This is a genomic window from Mesorhizobium onobrychidis, from assembly GCF_024707545.1.
Taxonomy (GTDB): domain Bacteria; phylum Pseudomonadota; class Alphaproteobacteria; order Rhizobiales; family Rhizobiaceae; genus Mesorhizobium; species Mesorhizobium onobrychidis.
In genome coordinates this window covers 6949541-6972878 of the sequence record NZ_CP062229.1, presented here as the reverse complement: position 1 = coordinate 6972878, position 23338 = coordinate 6949541, and the positions used below count along the sequence as shown (strand labels likewise).

General features: G+C 59.6%; 21 protein-coding genes and 9 pseudogenes. 17 read left to right on the top strand and 13 right to left on the bottom strand.

What is annotated here, in order from left to right; all coding sequences use genetic code 11:
• Positions 1-115: 115 nt before the first annotated feature.
• Positions 116-1378: pseudogene (gene asnB / locus IHQ72_RS34465) on the bottom strand (asparagine synthase (glutamine-hydrolyzing)); the annotation flags it as partial.
• An 82-nt stretch (positions 1379-1460) separates the two neighbouring features.
• Between asnB and IHQ72_RS34460 the strand changes: the two are divergent.
• Entirely contained in the window at positions 1461-1583 is a 123-nt protein-coding gene (locus IHQ72_RS34460; RefSeq protein WP_258120227.1) for a hypothetical protein, read from the top strand.
• A 72-nt stretch (positions 1584-1655) separates the two neighbouring features.
• On the opposite strand, the gene IHQ72_RS34455 is transcribed toward IHQ72_RS34460, so the two are convergent.
• The 5 genes and pseudogenes from IHQ72_RS34455 to gmd form a co-directional block, all read right to left on the bottom strand.
• The gene (locus IHQ72_RS34455) at positions 1656-1817 is read right to left on the bottom strand and encodes an SDR family NAD(P)-dependent oxidoreductase (RefSeq protein WP_258120226.1); all 162 of its coding nucleotides are present in this window, start codon (positions 1815-1817) and stop codon (positions 1656-1658) included.
• Positions 1801-2584: pseudogene (locus IHQ72_RS34450) on the bottom strand (acetoacetate decarboxylase). Before IHQ72_RS34450 ends, IHQ72_RS34455 begins: the two are co-directional and overlap by 17 nt.
• A 23-nt stretch (positions 2585-2607) precedes the next feature.
• Positions 2608-2763: a hypothetical protein gene (locus IHQ72_RS34445; protein WP_258120225.1), complete on the bottom strand. Its 156-nt coding sequence runs from the start codon at positions 2761-2763 to the stop codon at positions 2608-2610.
• 1049 nt (positions 2764-3812) lie between these two features.
• Positions 3813-3950, bottom strand: a pseudogene (locus IHQ72_RS37360) (NAD-dependent epimerase/dehydratase family protein); the annotation flags it as partial.
• A 474-nt stretch (positions 3951-4424) separates the two neighbouring features.
• Positions 4425-5459: pseudogene (gene gmd / locus IHQ72_RS34430) on the bottom strand (GDP-mannose 4,6-dehydratase); the annotation flags it as partial.
• Between the two features lie 1384 nt (positions 5460-6843).
• Here gmd and IHQ72_RS34425 point away from each other — a divergent pair.
• The 4 genes and pseudogenes from IHQ72_RS34425 to IHQ72_RS34410 all read left to right on the top strand — a co-directional run bounded on the left by IHQ72_RS34425 (position 6844) and on the right by IHQ72_RS34410 (position 9335).
• Positions 6844-7185: a hypothetical protein gene (locus IHQ72_RS34425; protein ID WP_258120224.1), complete on the top strand. Its 342-nt coding sequence runs from the start codon at positions 6844-6846 to the stop codon at positions 7183-7185.
• A 145-nt stretch (positions 7186-7330) separates the two neighbouring features.
• The gene (locus tag IHQ72_RS34420) at positions 7331-8152 is read left to right on the top strand and encodes a LuxR family transcriptional regulator (RefSeq protein ID WP_258120223.1); all 822 of its coding nucleotides are present in this window, start codon (positions 7331-7333) and stop codon (positions 8150-8152) included.
• A gap of 246 nt (positions 8153-8398) precedes the next feature.
• A pseudogene (locus IHQ72_RS34415) lies at positions 8399-9102 on the top strand (IS5 family transposase); the annotation flags it as partial.
• Complete coding sequence (locus tag IHQ72_RS34410) at positions 9099-9335, top strand: hypothetical protein (RefSeq protein ID WP_258120222.1); 237 nt, start codon at positions 9099-9101, stop codon at positions 9333-9335. The pseudogene IHQ72_RS34415 and the gene IHQ72_RS34410, both read left to right, overlap by 4 nt.
• Here the strand turns inward: IHQ72_RS34410 and IHQ72_RS37355 are convergent.
• Positions 9278-9484 (bottom strand): aminotransferase class III-fold pyridoxal phosphate-dependent enzyme, encoded by a 207-nt coding sequence (locus IHQ72_RS37355; RefSeq protein ID WP_374120314.1) that lies wholly within the window; start codon positions 9482-9484, stop codon positions 9278-9280. The genes IHQ72_RS34410 and IHQ72_RS37355 overlap by 58 nt on opposite strands.
• A 505-nt stretch (positions 9485-9989) precedes the next feature.
• Positions 9990-10523: a GNAT family N-acetyltransferase gene (locus IHQ72_RS34405; RefSeq protein ID WP_258120221.1), complete on the bottom strand. Its 534-nt coding sequence runs from the start codon at positions 10521-10523 to the stop codon at positions 9990-9992.
• A 458-nt stretch (positions 10524-10981) separates the two neighbouring features.
• Here IHQ72_RS34405 and IHQ72_RS34400 point away from each other — a divergent pair.
• Positions 10982-11484, top strand: a pseudogene (locus IHQ72_RS34400) (transposase); the annotation flags it as partial.
• Positions 11485-11574: 90 nt separating this feature from the next.
• Here the strand turns inward: IHQ72_RS34400 and IHQ72_RS34395 are convergent.
• The 4 genes from IHQ72_RS34395 to IHQ72_RS37340 all read right to left on the bottom strand — a co-directional run bounded on the left by IHQ72_RS34395 (position 11575) and on the right by IHQ72_RS37340 (position 13693).
• Positions 11575-12330, bottom strand: a complete 756-nt coding sequence (locus IHQ72_RS34395; protein ID WP_258120220.1) for an SDR family NAD(P)-dependent oxidoreductase — start codon at positions 12328-12330, stop codon at positions 11575-11577.
• A 276-nt stretch (positions 12331-12606) separates the two neighbouring features.
• Positions 12607-12780 (bottom strand): hypothetical protein, encoded by a 174-nt coding sequence (locus IHQ72_RS37350; RefSeq protein WP_374120313.1) that lies wholly within the window; start codon positions 12778-12780, stop codon positions 12607-12609.
• A gap of 546 nt (positions 12781-13326) precedes the next feature.
• A complete protein-coding gene (locus IHQ72_RS37345) occupies positions 13327-13554 on the bottom strand; it encodes a hypothetical protein (RefSeq protein WP_374120311.1) in 228 nt (75 codons plus the stop codon).
• Positions 13535-13693, bottom strand: a complete 159-nt coding sequence (locus IHQ72_RS37340; RefSeq protein ID WP_374120309.1) for a hypothetical protein — start codon at positions 13691-13693, stop codon at positions 13535-13537. Before IHQ72_RS37340 ends, IHQ72_RS37345 begins: the two co-directional genes overlap by 20 nt.
• Positions 13694-13715: 22 nt before the next feature.
• Between IHQ72_RS37340 and IHQ72_RS37335 the strand changes: the two genes are divergently transcribed.
• From IHQ72_RS37335 to IHQ72_RS34345, 11 genes and pseudogenes are all read left to right on the top strand, one after another.
• Positions 13716-14300 carry a hypothetical protein gene (locus tag IHQ72_RS37335; RefSeq protein WP_374120308.1) on the top strand — a complete coding sequence of 195 codons (585 nt, stop codon included), beginning with the start codon at positions 13716-13718 and terminating at the stop codon, positions 14298-14300.
• A 463-nt stretch (positions 14301-14763) separates the two neighbouring features.
• Positions 14764-15165, top strand: a complete 402-nt coding sequence (locus IHQ72_RS37330; RefSeq protein ID WP_374120307.1) for a hypothetical protein — start codon at positions 14764-14766, stop codon at positions 15163-15165.
• A 437-nt stretch (positions 15166-15602) separates the two neighbouring features.
• Entirely contained in the window at positions 15603-15779 is a 177-nt protein-coding gene (locus IHQ72_RS37325) for a hypothetical protein (RefSeq protein WP_374120306.1), read from the top strand.
• Positions 15780-16486: 707 nt separating this feature from the next.
• A pseudogene (locus tag IHQ72_RS34380) lies at positions 16487-16699 on the top strand (peroxiredoxin); the annotation flags it as partial.
• A 188-nt stretch (positions 16700-16887) separates the two neighbouring features.
• Complete coding sequence (locus tag IHQ72_RS34375; protein ID WP_258120219.1) at positions 16888-17904, top strand: thiamine pyrophosphate-dependent dehydrogenase E1 component subunit alpha; 1017 nt, start codon at positions 16888-16890, stop codon at positions 17902-17904.
• 5 nt (positions 17905-17909) lie between these two features.
• Positions 17910-18911 (top strand): alpha-ketoacid dehydrogenase subunit beta, encoded by a 1002-nt coding sequence (locus tag IHQ72_RS34370; RefSeq protein ID WP_258124035.1) that lies wholly within the window; start codon positions 17910-17912, stop codon positions 18909-18911.
• A gap of 189 nt (positions 18912-19100) precedes the next feature.
• A pseudogene (locus IHQ72_RS34365) lies at positions 19101-19343 on the top strand (IS110 family transposase); the annotation flags it as partial.
• 99 nt (positions 19344-19442) lie between these two features.
• Positions 19443-20398: pseudogene (locus tag IHQ72_RS34360) on the top strand (IS110 family RNA-guided transposase); the annotation flags it as partial.
• Positions 20399-21090: 692 nt separating this feature from the next.
• Positions 21091-21288 carry a hypothetical protein gene (locus tag IHQ72_RS34355; protein WP_258120218.1) on the top strand — a complete coding sequence of 66 codons (198 nt, stop codon included), beginning with the start codon at positions 21091-21093 and terminating at the stop codon, positions 21286-21288.
• On the top strand, positions 21278-22123 hold the full coding sequence (locus tag IHQ72_RS34350; protein ID WP_258120217.1) for a recombinase family protein: 846 nt from the start codon (positions 21278-21280) through the stop codon (positions 22121-22123). The genes IHQ72_RS34355 and IHQ72_RS34350 overlap by 11 nt, the downstream gene beginning before the upstream one ends.
• Positions 22012-22848, top strand: coding sequence for a recombinase zinc ribbon domain-containing protein (locus IHQ72_RS34345; RefSeq protein WP_258124036.1), 837 nt, complete (start codon positions 22012-22014; stop codon positions 22846-22848). The genes IHQ72_RS34350 and IHQ72_RS34345 overlap by 112 nt, the downstream gene beginning before the upstream one ends.
• On the opposite strand, the gene IHQ72_RS34340 is transcribed toward IHQ72_RS34345, so the two are convergent.
• Positions 22830-23201 (bottom strand): hypothetical protein, encoded by a 372-nt coding sequence (locus IHQ72_RS34340; RefSeq protein WP_258120216.1) that lies wholly within the window; start codon positions 23199-23201, stop codon positions 22830-22832. The two genes, IHQ72_RS34345 and IHQ72_RS34340, sit on opposite strands and share 19 nt — an antisense overlap.
• Positions 23202-23338: the final 137 nt, after the last annotated feature.

The window sequence follows — 23338 nt, the reverse complement described above, 5'->3', positions numbered from 1 at the left end:
ACGCTCGCGCGGATCGGCCGCGGCCGGCCCGGTCAGGGCGGGTACTTCCGCAAAGTGCCCTGCGGTACTGCTCGTCGAGGTAGCCGGGGAGGTCGAGTTTCTCGACGAGCCCGGGATCTAGGGATTGCAGTGCGACACCGTCGTTAAGTTCCAACCAGGGAAACGTGTCCGCCTGAACGTGCGCGGGATCGTGGAAAAACGAGTAGCCGCCGAAAACCTCGTCGGCCGCCTCCCCAGACAGGGCCACCGTCGAGTGTTGCCCGATGGCCCGGAACAGCAGGTAGAGCGAGCTATCAAGGTTGCCCATAGTCAACGGCAGGTCGCGTGCGTGGAGGGTGGCGGCCCGCGCGTTCGGGTCCATGAGTTCGTCCGCAAACAACGTGATGTCCGTGTGGTCGGTACCCACGAATTTCGCGACCTCCTGCACGTACGGCCCGTCGGGTGTCGCGCGCTCCGGGCCGGGGGTAAAGTTATCGGTGTAGCCGACGAAGTCTAGGGCGAAGGACCGGGTCCGTCCGTCGCTCAAACGCGCGGCTAGCGCGGTCATGGCCGAGGAATCAAGCCCGCCCGACAAAAGCGTGCACAGCGGCACGTCGGCGATGAGCTGCCGCTGGATCGTGTCCTCGAGCAACTCGCGGACGCGCCGAACGGTGGTAGGCACGTCGTCGGTGTGCCCACTGTCGGTGAGCTGCCAGTAGCTCATCTGCTGGATGCCGTCGCGGGTCACGCGGACGATATGGCCGGCCGGTACCTCACGCATGCCGCGAAACACGGTGCTTGACGGGTCGGCGATGGGGCACAGCGTGCGACGTAGCCCATCGGCGTCTATGGCCCGTTCCGCGAGACTATTGGCGAGGATCGCCTTTGGCTCGGAGCCGAATAACACTCCGTGCTCGGTGGGGTAGTAGTAAAGCGGCTTGATGCCGAGCCGGTCGCGTATGAGAAGCAGTTCGCGCTTGGCGGTGTCCCAGAGTGCGTAGGCGAACATCCCGTTGAGTTCGCTCACGGCGCTGCGGGGGTCGCGGTGGCCCCACTCGCGGTGGGCGCGCAGCACCACCTCGGTGTCACTGCTCGTGTCGAACCGATGGCCTAGGGCGGCAAGCCGTTGACGCAGCTCGCGGTAGTTGTAAGTCTCGCCCGTGTAAACGAGCACCAACGTCGGTCGGCCGTCCTCCTGGTGCGTCATCGGCTGGCGACCGCCCTGGATATCGATGATCGCCAGGCGGCGGTGTCCCAGTGCCGCAGGCCCGTCGATCCAAGTCCCCTCGTCGTCCGGACCACGATAGGCAATGGCGGCCGTCATGTCGGGAAGCTCCCTTCGCGCGTCGGGACTTCCTAGGTCACGATCGAAATCAATCCATCCACAGATGCCGCACATATTTTGGCTCCTTGCCTTGGGTAACTGTCGCGCAACTTCGGGCATCCGGGACACCGCACCGCGCGAACACGCGATATCCTTTATGGCCGCCTCACTCGACAAGCGGCGCCATGATCTGGACGCGGGCGTTGCTGACCAGGATGTCGAGGCGCCCGAAGGTTTCGATCGCCTGCCCCATCCGCTTTCACCTGCTCGTCGTTGCTGACATCCATGCCAACCCCGAGTGCACGTTTGCCCATCGGATCGATCCCGGACGCCGTGTTGGGCAGCGCTGTGATCAAGATCCGCGGACCACTCTTGCTCCCTCGCGGGCGAAGCTGAGCGCAATCTCCTTGCCGATGCCGCTCGCGGCTCCGGTGATTACCGCCACTTTGTCCAAAAGCCGGCCACCGGCTCCGTCGGCGCGCTTGTTCGATAAGATCTCATTCTGCAAGTTCATGGATTCTTCCTTTCCGATAGCGAGGCTCGGCTTCCGCGAGGTAGTCGTGGACGACCTTCCCGAGCGCGAGCGTGAGATCGGTGACGATGTGAACCGCCGAAACGACTTCCAGCACCGGCAGCTCGGCGACTGGGGCCAGCGCGTGTGACCAGAGGTTCAGGGCTGCCGGGCCGGTCCAGGCGCCCTGCAGATTGATTTCCTCCAGGTGGTACTCCACGAGCTCGCAGATGCGCGGCGTGCCGTCGACGTGAGGGATGTTTTGAGGAGGAAGTTCGGTTCGGCGAGCGAGGCCTTCACGCTCGCGAGGTCGGCGGCTCTATGCTTGTAGCCCATTGTGCCGGTCGCAACGCGGACCGGGCCGTAGTCGAGCGTGCCCACCAGGGTGTCGGTCTCGGTGCGAAGAGTCGGACTCGCGAGCTTCTTGGGAAAGCCCCACAGCTCGCGTCCGCCGGCAATCGGCGGGTGGTCGTTGAGAAACATACAATGGGTGTAGCTGCCCTTGCGGCCGCGGAACGTAACAGGGATGACCTGCCCGCTTTCCGTATAGTCGCCGAAGCCGGTCGAGTCCGGCATGCGAATGAACTCGAATTTCACGAACGGCTCGCGCACCTGAAGCGGCTCCGGCACTACGTCGCGCAGTTTCTGCGGATCGGTGCGATATGTGATGATCAAATACTCCCGGTTTCGGAAGCGGTATGGGCCGGCCGGATAGGCCGGGTTGTTCAGGGGCATGGCGAAAGCCTCGCCCGGACGGTGTCTTGGTGCATGTCTGAAATTCGTTTGTGCTGGATCAAGCTGCGCTTAGATCAGCCTGTGAGATGGCGACGAGGCTCTCCTTGGTGCCTTCGTTCGGCCTCGAATAAGGATGCGTGCCGGAGATCGCGCGCAGCCATTTGCGCTGGGCGATTGCCTTGAGGTCGCGCTCATTGACAATGATGCCGGACAAAGGCGCTGTTCCCCCGTCTGCCCTTGTGGGAGAAGGTGGATCGGCGGACAGCGCCGAGCCAGATGAGCCGTCTGCAGGTTGGTCGAGCGTCATCTTTGGATGGCCGGGAAACCCGCGGCGGCGGTATTTTTCGGGAGGTGATCATGGGACGATTTCTCCTCAGTCCATGACGTTGTTTGCGGATGAGAACGCATGTACCATGCCAAATGAAAAACCGTTTCGAGGCAAAGTGATAGATCTGGCTCAGCTATCTCGCTCGTGCGGAAGAGGTTGCGCCTCGAAGGTCTCCGCCGCTCAGGCAAATGTCCGACCGGGGCGCTATGCTCCACCCGGTCACCATCGATCCGGGGCTGTACCAGCTCAATCAGCGGAGGAGCTCGGGCGAAATGCGCGCCGGCGTCAAGGGACAACGCTGTTAGGCGCTTGTCTGGCGAAAGAGCGAGTGTCCCACTATTTTCGGTCGAAGAGCTGAGAGGCACATCTCTCGGACCGGAGCGTTATAGCCGCATCGACATGATTGAAGCGCACGAGCCCAGACTTTTGGCGGAGAGGAGAACTGGCGCACCAGCGTCCGTGCTTCTTTTCCTCCGAATCCTCTTCCTCGTTGTGGTCTGCGGCCAGCAGTGGGCAGAAATGCCCGCCCAACACGCTGGATCGTTTTCAGCGCGCACACATGCTCAACTCGCCCCGTTCGGGCCATCCGCTCAGCCCGGTCTCGGCATTCGCGACGCCGCGCGCTCGATCGCGATCGAATGGTCCGCGCCTCAACGGAACGGCATGGACTAGCGTCGCCTGACGGTGGCGATCCGGTGGGATTGCCACTGACGAGATCCATCCGTGCTTGAGGTTGACGCCAAGGCGCTCGTTGAGGAGCGCTTGCAGAGGCAAGGTTTCAAGCCACCATGGACTTCTCGGGAAATGTCGAAACGGACGTGGTCATCATCTGTGTGCCGACGCCGCTCAGCAAGAATCGCGAACCCGATCTCCGCTTCGCGCAACGGCGACCCGCTACCCCACATCGTGACGCGATTCCTCCCGGCGTTCCGTGCGACAACGATCTTATGAATCGTCGCGGCCACCACATGGCTCACAAACGGGTCGAAATTGTCATTCGGCCCGTACAGGTTTGTCGGCATAGTCGAGATGAAGCTACGCCCGACCTGCTGACGGTAAGCGTCGCACAGCATCACTCCGGCGATCTTGGCGATCGCGTACCACTGATTCTTCGGCTCGAGCGGCGGTCATCAGCGAGCTTTCCTAGATCGGTTGTGCCGCAAATTTGGGGTAAATGCAGGACGAGCCGAGCAGCATAAACTTCTCGACGCCCGCCTCGAATGCGGCGGCCGCGATCGTAGAGAGCTCGATCGTGAGATTGTCCAGGAGGAAGCCGACTTGACGTTAGTTATTGGCCACGATTCCCTCGACCTTGAGGGCTGCCATGAAAACCAGGTCGGGACGTTGTGCGTGGACCAGGCAGTCGTCGCTGCGCAGTCGGTCAGGTCGAGATCACGACTGTCCGACGTGAGGACCTTTACCGCGGGCAAGTCTGACAGCCGGCGTACCAGTGCGGACCCAACCATGCCGCGATGGCCGGCGACCAGATGCGTTTGCCCTCCGGCGAAATCATTTGCTTTCACGTCAGTCGATGTGATTCCGCAGGCGCGGCAATCGGCATCGACCATTTCCGAGACGAGCTCATCGAAGGTGATCTTTTGGCTTCCAGCCGAGCTTGGTGGCCGCCTTAGAGGCGTCGCCAATCAGCAGGTCAATGTCGGACGGAAATAACGTTTGTCTATGCGGATCAGCGCCTGGTTACTCCTGCGTTCGCGGCCCACCTCGTCAACGCCTTTGCCCTCCCATACGATCTCCTTGCCGACTCGCCTGAAGGCAGCCTCGACAAGGCTGCGGACCGAATGCGTCTCGCCGGTCGCGAGCACGAAATCGTCAGGCTCGTGGTGCTGCAGGATCCGCCACATGCCCTCGACATAGTCGCGCGCCGAGCCCCAGTCGCGCTTTGCCTCCAGGTTTCCGAGATAGAGGCAGTCCTGCTTGCCGGCCACAATCGCAGCTACTGCACGGGTTACCTTGCGCGTGATGAAGGTTTCGCCGCGCGTCGGTCCTTCGTGATCGAACAGAATCCCGTTGCTGGCGTACAGTCCGTATGCCTCACGGTAGTTCACCGTGATCCAGTATGCGTAGAGCTTCGCCACCGCATACGGCGAGCGCGGATAAAACGGGGTAGTCTCCCCCTGTGGGACACCCTGGACCAAACCGAAGAGTTCGGATGTGGAGGCCTGGTAAAATCGGGTATTGTCCTCGACGCGAAGAATGCGGATCGCTTCCAACAGCCGCAGCGTGCCGAGCGCATCGGCATTGGCCGTATATTCGGGGGTTTCGAAAGAAACTTGCACGTGGCTTTGCGCAGCGAGATTGTAGATTTCGTCGGGCTGCGTTTCCTGCAGGAGACGGATCAGGTTTGTCGCATCCGTCATGTCCCCGTAATGCAGGACCATGTCGGGATGGTCCTCATGCGGGTCTTGATAGAGGTGGTCGATACGTTGGGTATTCCCGATCAGCGAGGCCCGTCGCTTCAGGCCGTGCACCATGTAGCCCTTCGAAAGCAGCAGTTCGGCAAGCAATGCGCCGTCCTGGCCGGTAATACCTGTAATAAATGCCGTACGCCGGGGTGAACTCATTCCTGATATTCCGTGATGGCGCGTTTGATTGGAATGGTCAACGGCGCGTGGGAATGACTAACTGCGCGCTACAATCGCGGTGCAATCAACACTGTATGACCGTCTTAGCTGGAGTCTGAGCCTCTGGTGATGTTAAGAAGGCATGCGGGTTTGCATCGAGTGCCGTGTGCCGTCGGCATCAGCTCTGGAAGGACTTCCATTCCATCTTCCGCATGACGGGAGTAACCTCTGTAGACGTTGCCTCCCGAGCGACGTCTTTTCATGTCCGTTACTTCTTCGTAAAATCGATTGTTTCGATGAAACGCATCTCCAGGATGGATGGATCCTGATCGCCAGATGGAGATTTCAGGGCCTTCGAATGCAGACTCCAAATAGCTCAGCGCGATCCGCACAGCTCCGAGATGAGACGAACAGTTTTCTTTCTTCCAGCCCGGCAATTATTGCATTGGCGGAACGTCACAATTCGCTGGCCGTCTGCAACTCGCCACTGGTGGCTGGATTCGTGTGCGACGATCGTGCGGGCGAGAAGTTCCGCCTCCACCACAGTCATGCAGCATCGCTCAGGGTGAAGCGTTCAAAGATGCGCGGAAATCGCCAATCTGTTGAACCAACCTCTGCCGACATCCCAGTTCGACCGCACCGCGGGCGTGGCGGCTATGGCCCTGTTCACTATTGAATTCTAGAGAATAGTTCGAGCCGTGCAACAGGGTGCAAGTCCACCAATTGCCGGTATTACCCGTAATCGACAATAGTGGGCCAAAATTATGTTGGCTGGCGAGGCGGTTCGTTTGCCGCGATCTCCGGTTGCGCTTGCGCGCAACTGATGATGCTACGGGAGACTTTCGAGGCGAACGCGGCCACCACGGGATGCTCACCCTTATCCTGACCGGCATCCTTATTGCTCAGTTCGTTCTATCCTATGTCTGAGTGCCAGTAACGCTGACCCGCTGTCGCGACTGGAGCCTATCCTGCATTTGTGCGTCGCTTATCTCCCGCTGGGGATGATCGTTGAGAGCCTTGCAATCATCGTGACCACGCTGCCGGCTATCATTCCGCGCGTGGTCTTGTCCTACTTCCCGATTTGGCATTCGCAGCGAAGATCAGGTCAACGTCCATCGAGAGAAGAACCGCGCCTTGCTGCTGCGCGGCAGTTTTGTATCAGCGTCGATCGGGGAAGCCTCGACGCGCAGTCTGTTGCCTGGGCAACTCACGCCAGCAGTGGACAGGTGATCGTTCAGGTCCGCACGGCTGTGACGAACGCTGATCTCCGCCCGCGCTCCGCAGTATTCCCGGAACCTGCATCGATCACGACGTCGTCATCGATGCGGAACAGCAGCAGAACTGTCGGTGTATTAGACCTGGTCTATTCCGGAGAGCGGGTGGGGTGCGTCTGACGCCCGAGCCGGAGCTCTTCACTGTGCGCCAGGTCATCACCCTGCGTGCTGCCGAAGAATTGGTCGATGGCGCCGTTCCTGAATTCGGCTGCCGGATCGCGTCGCCCATGTCGTCGTCACGCGCCGTCACAGCGGTGGGAAACCTAATCCGTGATCGGCTCTCCCGCCAGCATCATCTGGCATATAGCGAAGCAATGGCGCCGGCTAACCAACGCAATCAGGAGAACGCACCTAATATGCTACACGAAGACCGACTGCCAAAACGCCTTATATCCAAGATTTTTTCAATCTATCCACTTTCACAAAGCTTCCAAAAACTAAACTTAACATAAAATAACTTTATCGCGCGCGAGGATGGAATAGTGGTTTGGCGGTGCCCGTCTGCCGAAGACGGCGCCGTAAACCCGGCAGCTTTGTGCACCAGTGAACACACCAGGCGCAAGTGGCTGCAGAGCAGAGACTATGGAAAGCCCGCGAATGACTGCAGTCTCCAGGCTGGCAATCGGAGTTTCCAACCAGTTTTCTTTGGTCCCCTCGACGGACTTGCGAACGGCCGTCAAGGAGGCATTTGCGGTCGAGTTCGGCCGATTTCTAGACCAGGCTGACGGTGTTGCTCAACCCGAGAAGTTGTTCGACCTAGTATGTGCTTTTGCCCTGAATTTTGATTGCCCATGGATCGCATATGGCTCTCCTACTCCCGACCATAAATTATTGAAAACGCCTCGGCGCGATCGTCGGGTCATGCTGAATTATCCTGACGAGTGGCAGCAGCGCTATTTCGAGATGGGCTACGACAAAATAGACCCTATCATTAAGACGAGTCGAAAGCGGACAGGAGCCTTTCGCTGGAGCGAGGTGTACAATGACGCAAGCACGACTGAAGACGAACGGCGCGTTTTCGAGGAGGCCGCGACGTTCGGCTTAAGGTCAGGCGTTAGCATTCCATTGCACTGCCCCGATGGCAGCTTTGCAGTTGTTAGCTTTGCTCGGGTCATGGACCGCGAATTCGAAAATATAACTATAACATACTTGGAGCTTGCCGCCATACACTTCCTTTCGAGGGTCGCCGAGTTCGCGAATTCGAGTGGCGCCGAAGAGCCTACCAGTCTCTCTCAAAGAGAAAAGGAGTGTATTTCGTGGGTAGCGCGAGGAAAATCGTCGTGGGAGACAGGAAAAATTCTAGAGATTTCCGATAATACTGTCAATTTCCACATAAAGAATGTGATGAGAAAATTGGATGTCTCTAGCAGAACGCTCGCAGCTATAAAGGCGATTAGCGCCGGAATCATAGAATTGTGATGGTATAGGTTCGAATAGTTTAAGCAAAATAGACAATATTGGCTGCGACGGCGTGAAAGAAATGTGTATTACTACGATGAGATTTTTTATATCGCGGCGCTAGAGGACTTTTGAGTCGCATCCCTAGCGGGCTGTTGAAAAAGGCGCTCACCATCGGTTTGCAACGATGATTCATTGTCACCGAAGGGATTGTGATCTCGATCGAGCCGTCGTCGAGCAATTCGGCATGGCCATCGCCTGTGACTTCGGGTGAAGAAGCTCCTTTCCACGGATCACTTCTCGGTCGACGGAACGCTGATCGAGGCCTGGGCGTCGATGAAGAGCCTCAAGCCGAAGGACGGTTCGGGCGAAGATGGCTCAGGCGAGCCGCCGGCTCAGGACGGCGGGCGTAACGCGGAAGCGGTCTTCCATGGCCAGCAACGGTCGAACGAGACCCATGCTTCGACCACCGACCCCGATGCCAGGCTCTACCGCAAGGGGCGTGGCAAGGAGGCCAAGCTCTGCTTCATGGGGCACGGGCTGATGGAGAACCGCCATGGTCTGCTGGTCGATGCCTGCCTGACGCTGGCCGATGGGCATGCCGAGCGAGTGGCCGCACTGCATATGATCGAACCCTGCGCCGACCGGCCGCAGGCGATCACGCTGGGCGCCGACAAGGCCTATGACGCGGAGGACTTCATCAACGAGTTGCGCTCAATGAAGGTGACGCGCCGCACGTGGCGCTGAACACGAACGGCCGCCGTTCCGCGATCGATCGCCGCACCACGCGCCACGGTGGCTATGCCGTCAGCCAGCGCATCAGAAAGTGCATCGAAGAGGCGTTCGGCTGGATCAAAACCGTCGCCGGGCAGAAGTTGCGTCGCCGCGACCGCGTCGGATGGGCCTTCATCTTCGCGGCTGCCGCCTACAATCTGGTGCGATTGCCGAAGCGGCTGGCGGGGCCGACATGACCGCGCCCGCGGGCTGCCAACTGATCGGCCGCTGGCGGATCATTGAAGCCGATCTGTGGGATCGCGGCTATCTGAACCTCGGTGGACCCGCCGACTGCTTTAAGAGAGATGGCTTCGAGCTTATTGATTTTCTCTCCGACGCGGGCGTCCTTGCCGTTGACCTGTCACTGAACTTTCATCCAGCGGCGATTAGAGCCTCGACCGCTACGCAGGCGATTGGGTTGGCCGCGTAGAAGCTCTGTGATAGAAGGTTCGGCTGAGATATCGTGAACATAATGCGCCTCGAATATGACGTGGCGGCAAATGAGACCGCACCGCCCGTCAACCCATTTGACCTGCATATGATGCCCGGCGAGACGCCGGCCTGCTCGCAGGTAAACAACGTTCCCGTCCGGCCCCAGTCCCGGTCACCATCTCGTCAGAGGCTTCGCGATCCGTTTCAGTCGGGTGAGGAGACTGGGCGGATACGTTGATACATTCGCATGCCGTCCGCGCCGAGGACAAGCGGCTCGACTATAAAGGGTGGCTCCCGTGCGCTCGCGAGCGAAGGCGTCAAGCGTTTCCTGTTCCTTGCATCGCCCCTATCAAGGCCGCTGCCACCCGGTCCATAGGCACCCGTTGGTATGTGCCTCGTCGATCAAAAAGCGTCCCGAGTCGGCAATTGCTCCCAGAGCGGCCTGGCGGGGCGGGTCGCCTGCATGGAATAGAGGCTCTCCGCCGCAATCAGCCACAGCTGGTGCCGCCGGACTGTCAGGTCGATATGGCGTCCAATGTCGTCGTTGTCGTTGTGCGGCGTTCGATCATTTGAGCCGAGCCGACACGCGCCCTTACCCGCTCGCGCCGCATACGGTCTCGAGGGAGCCGTCGATGAAACTGCCAACGTAGTGTTAGTGATGAGGTTGTGAAAAATACTCTTCCCGGGTAATTTCGTAGTATCGGTAAAGCTTTCCGTAATACAAGCGGTCATCGATATAGCGCAGCCCAAGTTTCTTGGCTGCCCGATCTGCCCGTGCATTGCCGTGCGCAATAAAGCCGACAACCTTTTCCTTGGTCGAGTTTCGCAAGGCATGTGTGATGGTGAAGCGTGCGGCCTCCGGACCCAGCCCTCGTCCGGCCGCATGTTCGAAAAATGCATAAGCAAATTCGGGATTGGTAGTGTCCTCGTAGTCTTGCAGACCGCAGCGACCGATGAACATCGGTCCAGCATTGCACTTTTCGTAGACCAGCCAGACGCCAAAGCTGTTCTTCCGCCACTGGGCCGAGTATCGATCGAGCCATTCGTGCACGTCCTCAGTGGTCTGCGGCACATCCTTGAAGATCGCTTTCTGCACAAGCGGATCGTTGTGCAGCTTGAACAACTCTGCCTCGTGTCCGCGCTGTATTGGGGTGAGGATTAAACGTTCGGTCTGACGCGTGATCACCGGTATTCTCCCAATCGGAACGTTTCGTGGAGCCACAGGGGCACCTGGTGCCTCATATCATCACTGGCACGCGCACGAATTCTCTCGAAGCAGAGACCGGAGATATCGGCCTCTGAAAGGGAGAAGAATCCCGCTCGCACATCATAGCCGCCCGTACCCAACGCTTCTCGCATATGCCTTTGTGATTGAATCCTGCGAGCGGCAGATTAGCAGGCGCAAAGATGCACGCTCCTACCAAGGTTGGGAGGGCGCTCAACCAGAGTGTAAATTCGGAGGTAATCCGCCCCCTGATTCCAAAATCATTCCGCCCCCAGTTCCGAAGAAATAGTCGCGCGCGATTTCGAGATGTGATTAGGCATGGACCCCGCATTTGGACTGATCGGCATCCAAACAAACGGGACCCCCGTCTGGAACTTACAACAGCCTCCCGTTTCAGCATTACTTTGGCAGGTCAACGGGTGGCGCCGCTATATGTTTCAGCGCTTGGCAAGAACGCCAACTGCCAGACACTCGTGTCGCTGACGCATGCCCGCGACGAGATCCCCGTAGCGGTGGGCCTGCGGCTGTTCCGTCGGAAAGCTGGTCGACCAATCCCGCGCGTATGGAGCATGCCGGCGTGCTGGAGATCTGGCGCAACGCACGGACGAAGCCTGAGATGGCGCTCGAAGAGATCGATCGGCTGACGGCAGTCGGCGTGCGGTTTGGAACCGTGCTTGCCGATGCCGGCTAAGGCCTCTCTTCCACCTTCCGCTATGGACTCAGTGCACGCAAAGTTTCGCTGGGCCGTCGGCATCCCCAGGCACCAGAAGGTTTACCCGGTCGATGTGTCTCTGATCTTTCCGGTCGCCTGCCACGGTCGCCCGCGCAAAAACCGATTCCTGACACGCTGTCGATCGCAGCCGAGACAATGCTGGCCGATGCGTCCTGGACGAGCTTGAGTCGGCGCATCGGGACGAAGGGGCCTAACAACCCGTATTCGACCCAGAAAAATTACCGGTCTCTTGGCAGAAGGACGTACGAGGCCCTTAAGGATATCCTCGTCATTCTACACTTACCAACTCGTGTACCCTCCATCCACGTTAAGAACTGCGCCGGTCATGTAGCTGGAGGCGTCGCTAGCGAGAAACTGAACGACATTTGCGATCTCCTCCGTGCGGCCCAAGCGGCCCATCGGCGTGAGTTCGACCCAGGTCGAAATGTCGTCGCCGGGGCTACTGGTCATCTTCGTGGGGATGTATCCTGGAGCGACCGCGTTGACGCGAACGCCCGATAGTGCCCATTTGCAGGCGAAGGTCTTTGTGAGCATGTGCACGCCGGCCTTGCTAGCGTGGTACGCTGGACCGTTCTGCGGCTTCGTAACGATGAAGCCGCACATCGAGCCAATATTGACGATGTTGCCCGAACCGCGCTCAGCCATCGCCGCGCCGAAGGTCCTGCAGCAATAGAACACGCCGTCGAGGTTAACGGAGATCACGAACCGCCAGTCCTCGTCACTTGTTTCTCGCGTCAGCCCCTCGCGTCCGACGCCGGCATTGTTAACGAGAATATCCAGGCAAGGGCCGATCGCTGCGGCTAGGTCGCGCACTGACTGCGGATCGGTGACGTCGCAGCGGAAGGCACCGACGTCGGGACCTACATTGGCTGCGGCCTTCCTGGTAGCGTCGAGGTCGAGATCGGCTAGCGTGAGCGAGGCGCCGGCCATCCTTAGCGTGCGCGCAATTTCCAGACCGATGCCTCGCGCGCCGCCGGTGACCAGCGCCGAACGGCCGGTAAGGTCAAAACGCTTCATGAGATCGGGATGCATCATTGGCTTTGCTCCTCTGGGTTGCCATCTTGAATTCGCTGGTGGATGCTTGGCTAGCGCTGCCTCGATTGGCTCGGTGCCCCAACTGGGGACGATCGGGTACAACTAGATGCCCTTCGCGCATTTCCGATACCTGCGGCGGGATTCGTTGCCCTTCGCGGTCCACATTGCAAGATTCTGTCTGCTTCTCTTACACGAACATTCATCGCAGTCCCGGCCCGACCCACGCTTGGTGGCCCCGAGGGACAATCGGTTGAATATCGTCATTGCTTTTCAATCTCATGCGCTTTCTCGCGGCAGCAGATATCCCGCCACCGATCGGTCCGGATCAAGATACTTCCTGGCATCCGACTGCACCTCCGTCGCCGTTACCCCGCGAATCCTCTCTGGCCATTCCTGCACGTCCTCCACAGTACTGCCGATGGCAAGTGCCGCCCCGTAGATGTTGGCCATTCCCCCGCCTGGCTGTCGCGTGCGAAGATCATCGAGCGCACGAGTCGGTTCTTGGCCGCTCGAGCTCGCCATCCGTAACGCCGGCCTCGATGATTTCCGAACTTCAGCGTTGATCGCGTCTTCCACCGCCTCGATCTTCGCCTCGCCCCGCGGCGAGCCATAAATCGTGAAGCTCGACGGATCGAGCGACGTTCCCTGGAAATAGGCGCTGACCGGAAGGCTTGTTTCACCACCAATTCCTGATAGATTCGGCTGCGCGGTCCTCCGCCGAGAATTTCCGACAGAAGATCGAGGGCTTCCGCTTCGCCCGGCTCGGTCGTTCTGAAGGCGCCACCCAGGACTTCTGGAAGCTCGGCACGGCTCGCGCGGGGCGGTTGAGCACGACGTCCGCCTCGCGGTCTGCTCCGGCTCCTGCGGCCCCACCCGCGGCGGCAGGTCTCGGCCGCGCGGTATGGTCCCGTAGGTCTTCTTCGCCAGCTTGTGCACCGTCGCGGAGTCCACGTCGCCTGCCACGACCAGTATGGCGTTGTTGAGGGCATGGTGCGATCATAGAAGGCTATGGCGCCCCCGCAATTGAGCTGTTCCATGTCGTGCATCCGGCCGAGTACCGGTAAGGATGGTTGATGAGGTCGCCTGCATCTCCTCATCGAGAAGCTGGTTGAGATCGTCCTCGACGGGCGAGCGCCGCTCCTCGAGAACGACATTGCGCTCCGGAACGATCACCGCGTCGGTGAGTGCGAGGTGGCGCATCCGGTCAGCTTCGAATTCCATCATGGTCCCGGACGCCTCCGGCGTGACCGTCTGAAAGTAAGCGGTGTAGTCGGACCCAAGTGAAGGCGTACTGCTCGCCGCCGATCTCCGCGACCTTTGCGCCAAACTCGCCGGCCGGGTGCTTCTCCGTGCCCTTGAACATCAGATGTTCCAAGAAATGAGCCATGCACGGATTTGGCGGGTGGCTCATCGGCGTTGCCGACCTTGTACCGGACCATGTGCGTGACGATCGGCGCCCGGTGATCGGGTATGACGACCACCTCGATGCCATTGCTCAGCAGGAAATTTCCAATCTCGGATTCGGCTCGAGGGACCTCGACGGCCGCCGCTTCCCAGGTCATCAGAGTTTGCAGCGCGGCCATGCTCAGGGCAAATGCACGGATACGCGAAATCATTCCAGCATAGATCATTGGTCGCCCTCCCCAGTTGCCGTGACAATGCGCCCTTTGTGGAGATGCAAGAACCGGCCGATTCGGACCGGTTGCAGAGTAGGCGTCCGCGCCGAGAACAACCCCGGCAAAAGCGCCTGTGCAGCCTTGGCTCAACTATTCTTTGGCGAGTACCGCTTCTTTCTTGATCAGCATCTGGAACGTCCTGCTGCAGGATGGCCTGACGTAGGCCGTGGCAGAAAGTATTGTGCTAACATCTCGACATTCTCCGCACGATTATCGTCGATCCGTGACGCGTTTGCGGATGACACGATGCAAAATGCGCGCCAAAGAAAAAATCGTTTAGATACAAGGCAATAGATTAAACCGACTATGTCGCATGTCCAACATCGTCGTACATTGGACGATTCCGGTAATTTTTCTGGGGTCGAATACGGGTTGTTAGGTCCGAGCAGTCCATCCGCATTGTTTTGTCGGAGACAAAGCGATGGTGGTGGAATGGACGATCACGATCGAGGGAAAGAACGAGTTCGGCGACGTTTGTCGTTGAGAGAAGTCCGGATTGACAAGAGCCACGAGGCGGAGACATATTCCCTCGTTCGCCGGATCTGCCCGGATTGCCATATGTTCCGGCCAGTCAAGGACTACACGACTCGCCGGATCCGAACCGTCTTCGGCACCGTTGAGGTTCGCAATCCGCGCTGGATGCTGTGCCGGGAGTGTTACCCGGGCATGGTCGGCGCCTTCGCGCCGCTGAAGGAAGTCTGTCCCGATCTCAGCGACGCCAGAGCTGACGCAATTGACGGCTCGGCTGGGGAGCATTATGCCCTACCGGCAGGCGGCGAGCGTGCTCGCCGATTTCCTGCTCATTGAGGCCACCGAGACGCACGCGACTGTGCGCAAGCGCACCATCAGGATCGGCGAGCGGCTCGACGGCCAGATCGCGCAGGAAACATGGCGCGCGAGGTTTCAAACGGATGAACGACGTCAGCTCGAAATGCAGCTTTCCGGTGATCGTCGCAAAGAGTTCGTCATCAGCATCGATACAGCCCATGTTCGCAGCGCCGATCCCAATTCAGCGAGAAACTTCGAGTTCGTTGTAGCCAAATGCGATCGCGGCGGCCGCTATTTCGTCACCGGCAGCACCGACCAACAACCAATCCGAGACCGAACTCTGCATGCACTTCGGCGCGAAGGGTATTGCGGCTTCGGCGACGCACCGTGATTTCAGATGGCGCAGAAATTCCTAAGCGCCTGCCCCGCGCTATGCCGAAACCGATGACCACATCATCGACTGGTTCCACATCGCTATGAAGATCCAGCCCATGCAGCAGATCTCCGATCACATGGCCCGATCCCGATCCGATCTCCCCGAAATCCTTACCTCCATCGACAGAGGCATCAGAGCCACGAAATCGCGTCTCTGGCATGGGCAGGTCGATCGCGCGGTCCGCGACTTGGAGCGTCTCCTGGCGAGACTGAAGGATTCGCAGGAAGAAGACAGGTTCTGGAGCGCACGGCTTCACAGCTTCGGCGCGCAGCTCCTGACCTGTCCGTTCGAACCGCAGTGCGATCGTCAACTACGGAAAGCGCTACCGGGCTGGGCTTCGCGTCGCCAACACTCTCGCCCGGTCGGCAGTGACTTCACTCGTCGGAAAGCGGATGGTCAAGAAGCAGCAGATGCGCTGGTCGCTCCAGGGTGCGCATATGCTCATGCAGGTCCGGGCGGCGGAGATCAATGGCGAACTTCGCAACCGGCTGCGGGCACCGTTTCGACAGCCTGAACCGAACGTGCCTGCAATAATCAAGCTTAAACCGCCTCTTCTGCATGCCGCCTGACCCCAGAGAAATTACCGGTCTCGCAGACCGACCTCAAAGCGAGGACATTTCAGGGGCAGGCCACGCCGCTTGTCCGTAGCGCCGGCCCGGGCTCCATCCTTTTGTTCGGGCTTCCGACATTCTTGTCCAGCTTCGGACAAAAGAAGGTTTGCGAATTTCTTCGGGCGATGCCCCGTCGCTGCAAAAGTAGTGTGATTGCCTAGCCTTAAGTCATATGGCACGGCGCTTGCGTCAGACGCTCTGGAACCCGCCAAAAGCGCGTAGAAGGCTAGGAACAAGGCACATTGCTGACACCGCGAAGCTCCATAGAGGCGCCAGCTGAACATCGGGACATGGTCCACTCCAGAGATCCGTGCTCGGCAGCTATATTGTGTACGACTGTTCTGAGGCCGACGCGCCAACGCGTGGCGCTCGCCGATTTGACCGATCCGCGTGTCGAAGAAGTCCATCAAAGGGCCGCCCAAGCCGGCATCTCACTCGCAATCCTCTACAACGCGCTGAACCAATTCGGCGAACCGGGGCTTTTGCGCGTTCTCACAGTTGACGTATCACACGCCTATTTCGACACGGACACATCCGATCACTACCAATTTTTCCTCATTCCTGTCCGTTCCAGCGCCCTGCCCGAGCCGCCCCAAAGGCACTCAGATCACCCATACCGACGTGGTCGTTCGGGTGACGAAGACGAGGAACCAAAACGTCCCTGCGAGTTCACGCGCAAGATGGGCATGCTGGTCGCCAAGGACAATCTCGGCTTCGGTATGCGCTCCTGGCGCTACGCCGCCCTGCTCAACAATGGTGGGGTGGAGAAGTGGTTCGAGTTGGAAGGTTTCTCCGACAACTGCGAGACCGACCTCTATGGCGTCTCGTCCCCGCAGAACGTCCTTGAAACGCTGAAGGCCGCTAAAGCTGAGGCCGCAAAGCAGCCAATTCTTGTCAATTCCATTACCACTGGCAGCTGCGGGCCCGATAGTTTGTCGGCAAGCCCTTTGTTCCGGATTTTGAGAGAACCAGGAAAGTGGATGAATTATACTCGATGCATTTACAGGCCTGCGCTCTGCCCCCCAGGCGGCATCTTTTACTTGGATATTGGAGCAACGTTTGGATCATGCAGTTGAACGGTGATCAGAGATTAGAGGCTTATCGGCGGATGCTTCGCATCCGTCGATTCGAAGAAGAGGGTATGCGCCAGTTCAAAGGTGACAAGATCCCTGGTTTCTTCCACTCGAGCGTGGGTCAGGAAGCCGCTATCGTAGGGGCATGTCTCGCCCTTCGGGACGATGACGCCATGACCGGAACGCATCGTTCGCACGGCCATCCGATTGGGAAGGGCGCCCATCTGGACGCGCTCATGGCCGAGGTGATGGGAAAGGAAGGCGGCATTTGCAAGGGGCGCGGCGGTTCGATGCACTTTGCAGACAATTCGGTCGGGATCATCAGCGAATCGGCCATCGTCGGAGGTGGCATTCCTCTTGCCACAGGATGCGCGTTCAGCGCCAGGGTGCGGGGCGTCGATCAGGTTACGCTTTGCTTCTTTGGTGATGGCGCGGTGAACCAGGGCACTTTCCATGAGAGTCTCAACATGGCATCGCTGTGGAAGCTTCCGGTCATCTACCTTTGCGAGAACAACGGCTATGCAATCACCACCTCGTTGGCGCAAAGCCACGGGCAGCCGGACATTGCTCTGCGGGCGGCGGGCTACGGCATGCCAGGGGTAACAGTTGACGGGCAGGACGTGTGCGCCGTGTATGAGGCTGCGGCACAGGCTGTCAGGCGAGCACGGGCGGGCGAGGGACCTACCCTCATAGTGGCCAATACTTATAGGTTCGATGAGCACAGTTTCGGATTGGTGATTTCGGGGGAGCCTTATCGATCAGTTGAAGAAGTCGAAGCTCACAAACGCGACCGCGATCCCATTTTGCTATATCGCACTGTACTCCTCGAAGAAGGCATAAATGAAGAGAGTCTGGGAGCAGTCGAGGATGAGGTCGCCGAAGCCGTCAAGCAGGCAGTAAAGTTTGCTTTGGCCAGCCCCATGCCTCGGCCGGAGACATTGCCTGACTACATGTTCAACTCGCCGCTTGCAGGCCAGTATAGCTCCGCGGCTGGGCTGGAGAGGAATTGATCGACATGCTAACTGATGCGCAGAAACTTGCCCCGACGCCCGGCACCCATATTCAGATGACCTATCTCGAAGCGCTCATGCAGGCGCAGATGGAGGAAATGGATCGTGATGAGCGCGTCGTCCTGATGGGAGAGGATATCTCGGTCTATGGCGGCGACAAACTTATTGAGCGATTCGGCAGGAACAGGATCTGGGACACGCCGATTTCAGAAGGCAGTTTTACTGGAATGGGAATCGGGGCTGCCATCAACGGATTGCGACCGATAGTAGACCTCGAATTTGCCAGCTTCGCCTATCTCGCCTCGGATCAGATCATTAATCAGGCCTCGAAATTGCGGTATATGACTGGAGGCCAGATCGACATTCCGATTGTGTTTCGGTGCTGTATGTTCTCGACAGGGTCCATGGCGGCGCAGCATGCCGACCGGCCCTATCCGCTTTTCATGAATGTGCCGGGCCTCAAGATCATCAGTCCAACCAGCGCAGCCGATATCAAGGGGCTTATGAAATCGGCCATTCGCGACGGCGATCCTGTGCTCGTCTTCGAAGAGAAACGCCTGTGGCCGCTCAAGGGCGATGTACCCACAGATCCGGACCATGTAATCCCGATTGGCAAAGCGGATGTGAAGCGAGAGGGAAAAGACGTAACCCTTATCGCTATCGCAGGCGCCATTCGGCCGACGATGGAAGCTGTCGACGCGCTCGCCAAGGAAGGCATTTCGGTTGAAGTAATTGACCCGCGTACGTTGAAGCCGCTCGACCATGAGGCCTTCAAAACCTCGGTCGCGAAGACCGGAAGGCTTGTAATCGTTGAGAATGGGCACCGCGTCTGTAACGTCGGAAGTGAAATCGTCGCGGTGATGGCGGAAGAAGCTTTCGATCTGCTTAAGCGACCGATCCTGCGCCTGAGCGCTCCGGACATTCACGTTCCATTCAGTCCGTCTCTCGAGAAGGATTTCTACCCGACGAAGGATCACATCGTCGCCGCCGTTCGGCGGCTACTCTGAGAGTCCTCTCTGATTGGGGTCGTTAAGGTCAAGATGCTCCTGCACTTTTTTCTGGACCGTTCCGTGGGTCACTCGCTTCTCGTCGCGGTCAGCGCGTGGGCCGCCGCATGATTTGAGGTGGACGGCGCCCGCACGGCATCGATGTGCCAGAATGAGGTCGTTGCAGATCTCAAGCAAAGGAGACCGTCCGTGGAACAAATTATTCGTATTTGCATCGACACGTCAAAGCACGTCTTCCAGCTCCATGGCGTGAACGCGGCTGAGGAGCCGGTGCTGCGCAAAAAACTGCGGCGCAAGGAGATGGTGGCGTCCTTTGAGAAGCTGCCGCCGACGGTGGTTGCGATTGAAGCGTGCGGGGGCTCGCACCACTGGGCACGCCTGCTGCAGTCGTTTGGGCATGAGGTGAAGCTGATCCTTCCGCAATATGTCAAGATTCCATGAGGAGGAGACGCGCGCGCCTAGCTCTGGAAGAGTTGGATCGCTCACTTTCTCGATGGAGACCTTTGCCATGGACTGCCAGAATGACCACCGATTGCGACCGTTGAGTGCGGCGCGATTTTCGTTTCTCTGGAGCTCAGCCGCTCGACGTGGCTGGTGACCACACTTGCGGCCCCCCTGGGATCCAAGCTGTCGAGGCATCAGGTGCGGGGTAGGGATATGCCGGGGCTGCTGGAGCGGTTTTCGGATCTGCAACGCCATGTCCACCGCCGGACCGGCCGGATTGTCCCAGTGATCGTGATCCAGGAAGCCGGACTGGACGGTTACTGGATTCACCGCGCCCTGGTCGCGGAAGGGATCGAGAGCCACGTCGTTGACCCAGCTTCGATCGCGGTTTCGCGCCGGCATCGCCGCGCCAAGACAGATCGGATCGACGGGGAGGCGCTTGTTCGCACACTCATGGCGTGGAAAAGGGGCGAAGCGCGGGTTTGTTCGATGGTTTGCGTACCGACACCGGAAGAAGAGGATCGTCGGCGCCTTTGCCGGGAACTGAAGACTCTGATCGGAGAGCGTATCCGTCATGTAAACCGGTTGAAGGGTCTGTTCTTCGCGCAAGGGTCGGCGGGTACGAGCCTCGGAACAAGGACCGCCGGGAACGCCTGGAGGCTCTGCGCACCGGAGACGGGCGGCCGCTTCCGAAACATCTCAAGACGCTGGCCCAGCGCGAGCTGGAAGTCATCGAGCTGCTGAACCGGCAGATCGAGGCCGTGAAGGCGGAGCGTGATGCGCTCTTGGAGGAGGCTCCGGCCGCGGGTTCCGCACTGGAGCCGGTTCGGATGTTGCTCGAGCTCAAGGGCATTGGCCCCGGTATTGCCGGCGCCTTGTGATCCGAAGGCCTGTTCCGGAAATTCGCGAACAGGCGCCAGGTCGCGGCCTATGCCGGTCTTGCGCCCACGCCCTGGAAGAGTGGCACGATCAACCACGAACAAGGTGTCTCGAAGGCGGGCAATCCCCGTTTGCGCGCTATTGCCGTGGAAATGGCCTGGCTCTGTTCGTTGTTGAAAAGTATCGGAGACAAGGTCAGGCTGTAGTCTCCGAATTCAAAACCTGGGGACGGCAATCTTCTCCATGGAGCGGTCCTTCTTCTTTGTGGCGTTTCGCACGACCACGTTGTGCACTTTTGATGCCGTTTGACCTGCCACGGGTAATCTCCTCCATCGGAGTTTAGAGTCCGGCCTCGATTTTGCTCCGATACCATTCTTTGGACCGCCGGAAGGTAGAGTTTCCCGGCTTTCTCATAATGGCGGGCTGGCGGCGCCATCGGGATTGAGCAACGAGATCGGGACCTTGTGCCCGATCGCACCATGCGGGCGCATCTCGTTGTACAACACGACGAGAGAACGCCCACGGGACCGAGGAACGCGAGCTTCTTTATCCATGGCATCCCTGGGCGGGGCGCTGTGTTCACGTTCATGAGGTGATCGAGAAGGCTGACCGGAGGTTTTCCGCTGCAGTCTCTCTGGCCACGCCTCCGATCGGTGGCTGGAGGTTCCGGCTTGGATGTTTGATCGCGCGGTCTGCGCCGCGTGGCGCATTGCCGCTGCCCCCCATGTTGATCTCAGAACGCTTGGCGCCTTGGTGACACTGCTGCAGGACGCGACGGCCAATTCACACACCCCATGGCAATTGGAGGATTCGGGCGCAGCATCGGGTTCTCACGACGCGAATCGGGGAGAGGTCCATGCCGCGCCAGCCCACGACATACCAGTTCGATCTGTTCTCCAACCCGCACGATGCGGAGACCGCGCAGATGCCACCATGGCAGGCGCTGCCGGAAGAGACGCGCCTGACGCTGACAAAGCTGATGGTGCGCCTGATCCTCGACCACGTCGACGGCGAGCGCGCCGTTCGACGGGAGGAGGCACGCCATGATGCATGAGAAGATCCGGCCCCACCATCTGGAGCGCAAGGCGATCCTGTATGTGCGTCAGTCCTCGCCCCATCAGGTTCTGCACAATCGTGAGAGCCGCGCCCTGCAGTATGCGATGCGCGATCGCCTGGTGGCACTCGGCTGGTCTTGCATCGAGACGGTCGATGACGATCTCGGCCGCTCTGCTGCTGGCGGTGTCGCGCGAGCCGGCTTCGATCGGATGGTCGCCGCAGTCTGTCTCGGCAAGGTTGGGGCGGTTGCGGCGCGGGAGGTATCGCGCTTCGCCCGCAACAGCCGCGACTGGCAGCAGCTCATCGAGATGTGCCGCGTCGTCGATACCGTGCTGATCGACCAGGAGACGGTCTACGCACCGCGCCAGGGCAATGACCGGCTGCTGCTGGGATTGAAGGGCAGTCTCAACGAGTACGAGCTCGATCTTCTGCGTCAGCGCTCCCTGTCGGCCCGCTATGAGAAGGCCCGGCGCGGTGAACTCGTCGTCGCTGCCCCGGTCGGCTTTGTGAAGGTCGGCGACCGGTTGGAGAAGAATCCCGATCGTCGCATGCAGGAGGCCATCACCCTTGTGTTTGATAAGGTGGCGGAACTCGGCAGTGCCCGCCAGGCCCTGCTCTGGTTCCTTGAACATGGGCTGGATTTGCCTGCCAAGCGCAACAACGGCGATGTGGTCTGGCGCAGGCCAAGCTATGCGACCATCCACCGAATGATCGAGAACCGATCTACGGCGGCGCCTATGCCTATGGTAAGACTCGTGCTGCGTCGGGATATGATGCAACAGCCATTCGCTCGCGCAGCCGCCGTAAGGCGCGTGATGAATGGCTGGCGCTGATCCCGGGTGCACACGAAGGCTACGTCGGCTGGGAAAGGGCGGAAGCGATCCGTAAGATGGTGAGCGACAACGTGCCCACGAGCCGGCATCACGGGGCGCCCAAGCATGGCGACGCTCTGCTCGCCGGTCTTGTCCGCTGCCGGCGCTGCGGCCGCAAGCTGACGGTCCGCTACACGGGAACCAAGCACAACATTCCGCGCTATTCCTGCTGGCGTGGTCTGCTTGACAATGGCGAGCCGCGTTGCATCGCCTTCGGTGGACTACGCGTCGACGACGTCATCGAGGAAGCTCTTCTGCGGGTTGTCGAGCCGGGAGCGATAGCCGCGGCCGTCGAGGCCGAAGCGCAAGCGGCCAGTCGCCGCGATCAGGTCCGCGATGCTCTGACGCGCGATCGCGAGGCGGCACGCTACAGCGCCGATCGGGCGTTCCGGCAATACGACGCCATCGATCCGCAGAACCGGCTGGTCGCGGCGGAACTGGAGTTGCGATGGAACCGGGCACTTACGCGTGTCGGCGAGATCGAGAGCAGGATTGCCGCGCATGATGCCTCGACATCGGACCGTCACTTCTGTCGCCAATACACGTCACCGCACTCGCCGCCGATCTCAAGGCTGTGTGGGCGGCGCCGACGACGGATGCAAGGCTCAAGAAGCGCATCGTTCGTACCGTCATCCGGGAGGTGGTCGCCGATATCGATGACGAAGCGTCAGAGATCGTTCTCCTGATCCATTGGGTTGGCGGCGTCCATACTGAACTGCGCCTGCCGAAGCGGCGCCGTGGACAGCGCAACAGCACGTCCGGCGATATCATCTCGGCCGTCCGCCAACTGGTGCTCATCGCCAATGATGATCTGATTGCCGGTATCCTCAACCGCAATGGGCTGGTGACCGGCCACGGCAATCGATGGACACGCGAACGGGTCACCGCGCACAGGTCGCATCACAAGATCCCTGTCTTCCGGCCAGCGGCGGACGGCAAAGAGCCATGGCTTAACCTGAACAAGGCGGCGCGCCTTCTCGGCGTTGCACCGAAGACCCTCAGGCTCGCCGCCGAGGCGGGTGAGATCGAAGGCATTCATCCTCTACCGGACGGTCCGTGGATCTTCAGCCGATCAACGCTTGGCGAACCGGCGGCTCAGCGCGTCGTTCATCGCGCGCGGCAAAACCCAAAATACCCCACGGGATCGCATCCCGATCAGAAAAACCTATTCAATTC

Coding starts and splice junctions, on each gene's coding strand:
- IHQ72_RS34460 (WP_258120227.1), top strand. CDS start 1,461: ATGGCCGCCTCACTCGACAAGCGGCGCCATGATCTGGACGCGGGCGTT.
- IHQ72_RS34455 (WP_258120226.1), bottom strand. CDS start 1,817: ATGAACTTGCAGAATGAGATCTTATCGAACAAGCGCGCCGACGGAGCC.
- IHQ72_RS34420 (WP_258120223.1), top strand. CDS start 7,331: ATGACTGCAGTCTCCAGGCTGGCAATCGGAGTTTCCAACCAGTTTTCT.
- IHQ72_RS34410 (WP_258120222.1), top strand. CDS start 9,099: ATGACCGCGCCCGCGGGCTGCCAACTGATCGGCCGCTGGCGGATCATT.
- IHQ72_RS34395 (WP_258120220.1), bottom strand. CDS start 12,330: ATGATGCATCCCGATCTCATGAAGCGTTTTGACCTTACCGGCCGTTCG.
- IHQ72_RS37350 (WP_374120313.1), bottom strand. CDS start 12,780: ATGGCCAACATCTACGGGGCGGCACTTGCCATCGGCAGTACTGTGGAG.
- IHQ72_RS37345 (WP_374120311.1), bottom strand. CDS start 13,554: ATGATGGAATTCGAAGCTGACCGGATGCGCCACCTCGCACTCACCGAC.
- IHQ72_RS37340 (WP_374120309.1), bottom strand. CDS start 13,693: ATGTTCAAGGGCACGGAGAAGCACCCGGCCGGCGAGTTTGGCGCAAAG.
- IHQ72_RS37335 (WP_374120308.1), top strand. CDS start 13,716: ATGCACGGATTTGGCGGGTGGCTCATCGGCGTTGCCGACCTTGTACCG.
- IHQ72_RS37330 (WP_374120307.1), top strand. CDS start 14,764: ATGCCCTACCGGCAGGCGGCGAGCGTGCTCGCCGATTTCCTGCTCATT.
- IHQ72_RS37325 (WP_374120306.1), top strand. CDS start 15,603: ATGGTCAAGAAGCAGCAGATGCGCTGGTCGCTCCAGGGTGCGCATATG.
- IHQ72_RS34375 (WP_258120219.1), top strand. CDS start 16,888: ATGCAGTTGAACGGTGATCAGAGATTAGAGGCTTATCGGCGGATGCTT.
- IHQ72_RS34370 (WP_258124035.1), top strand. CDS start 17,910: ATGCTAACTGATGCGCAGAAACTTGCCCCGACGCCCGGCACCCATATT.
- IHQ72_RS34355 (WP_258120218.1), top strand. CDS start 21,091: ATGCCGCGCCAGCCCACGACATACCAGTTCGATCTGTTCTCCAACCCG.
- IHQ72_RS34350 (WP_258120217.1), top strand. CDS start 21,278: ATGATGCATGAGAAGATCCGGCCCCACCATCTGGAGCGCAAGGCGATC.
- IHQ72_RS34340 (WP_258120216.1), bottom strand. CDS start 23,201: ATGAATGCCTTCGATCTCACCCGCCTCGGCGGCGAGCCTGAGGGTCTT.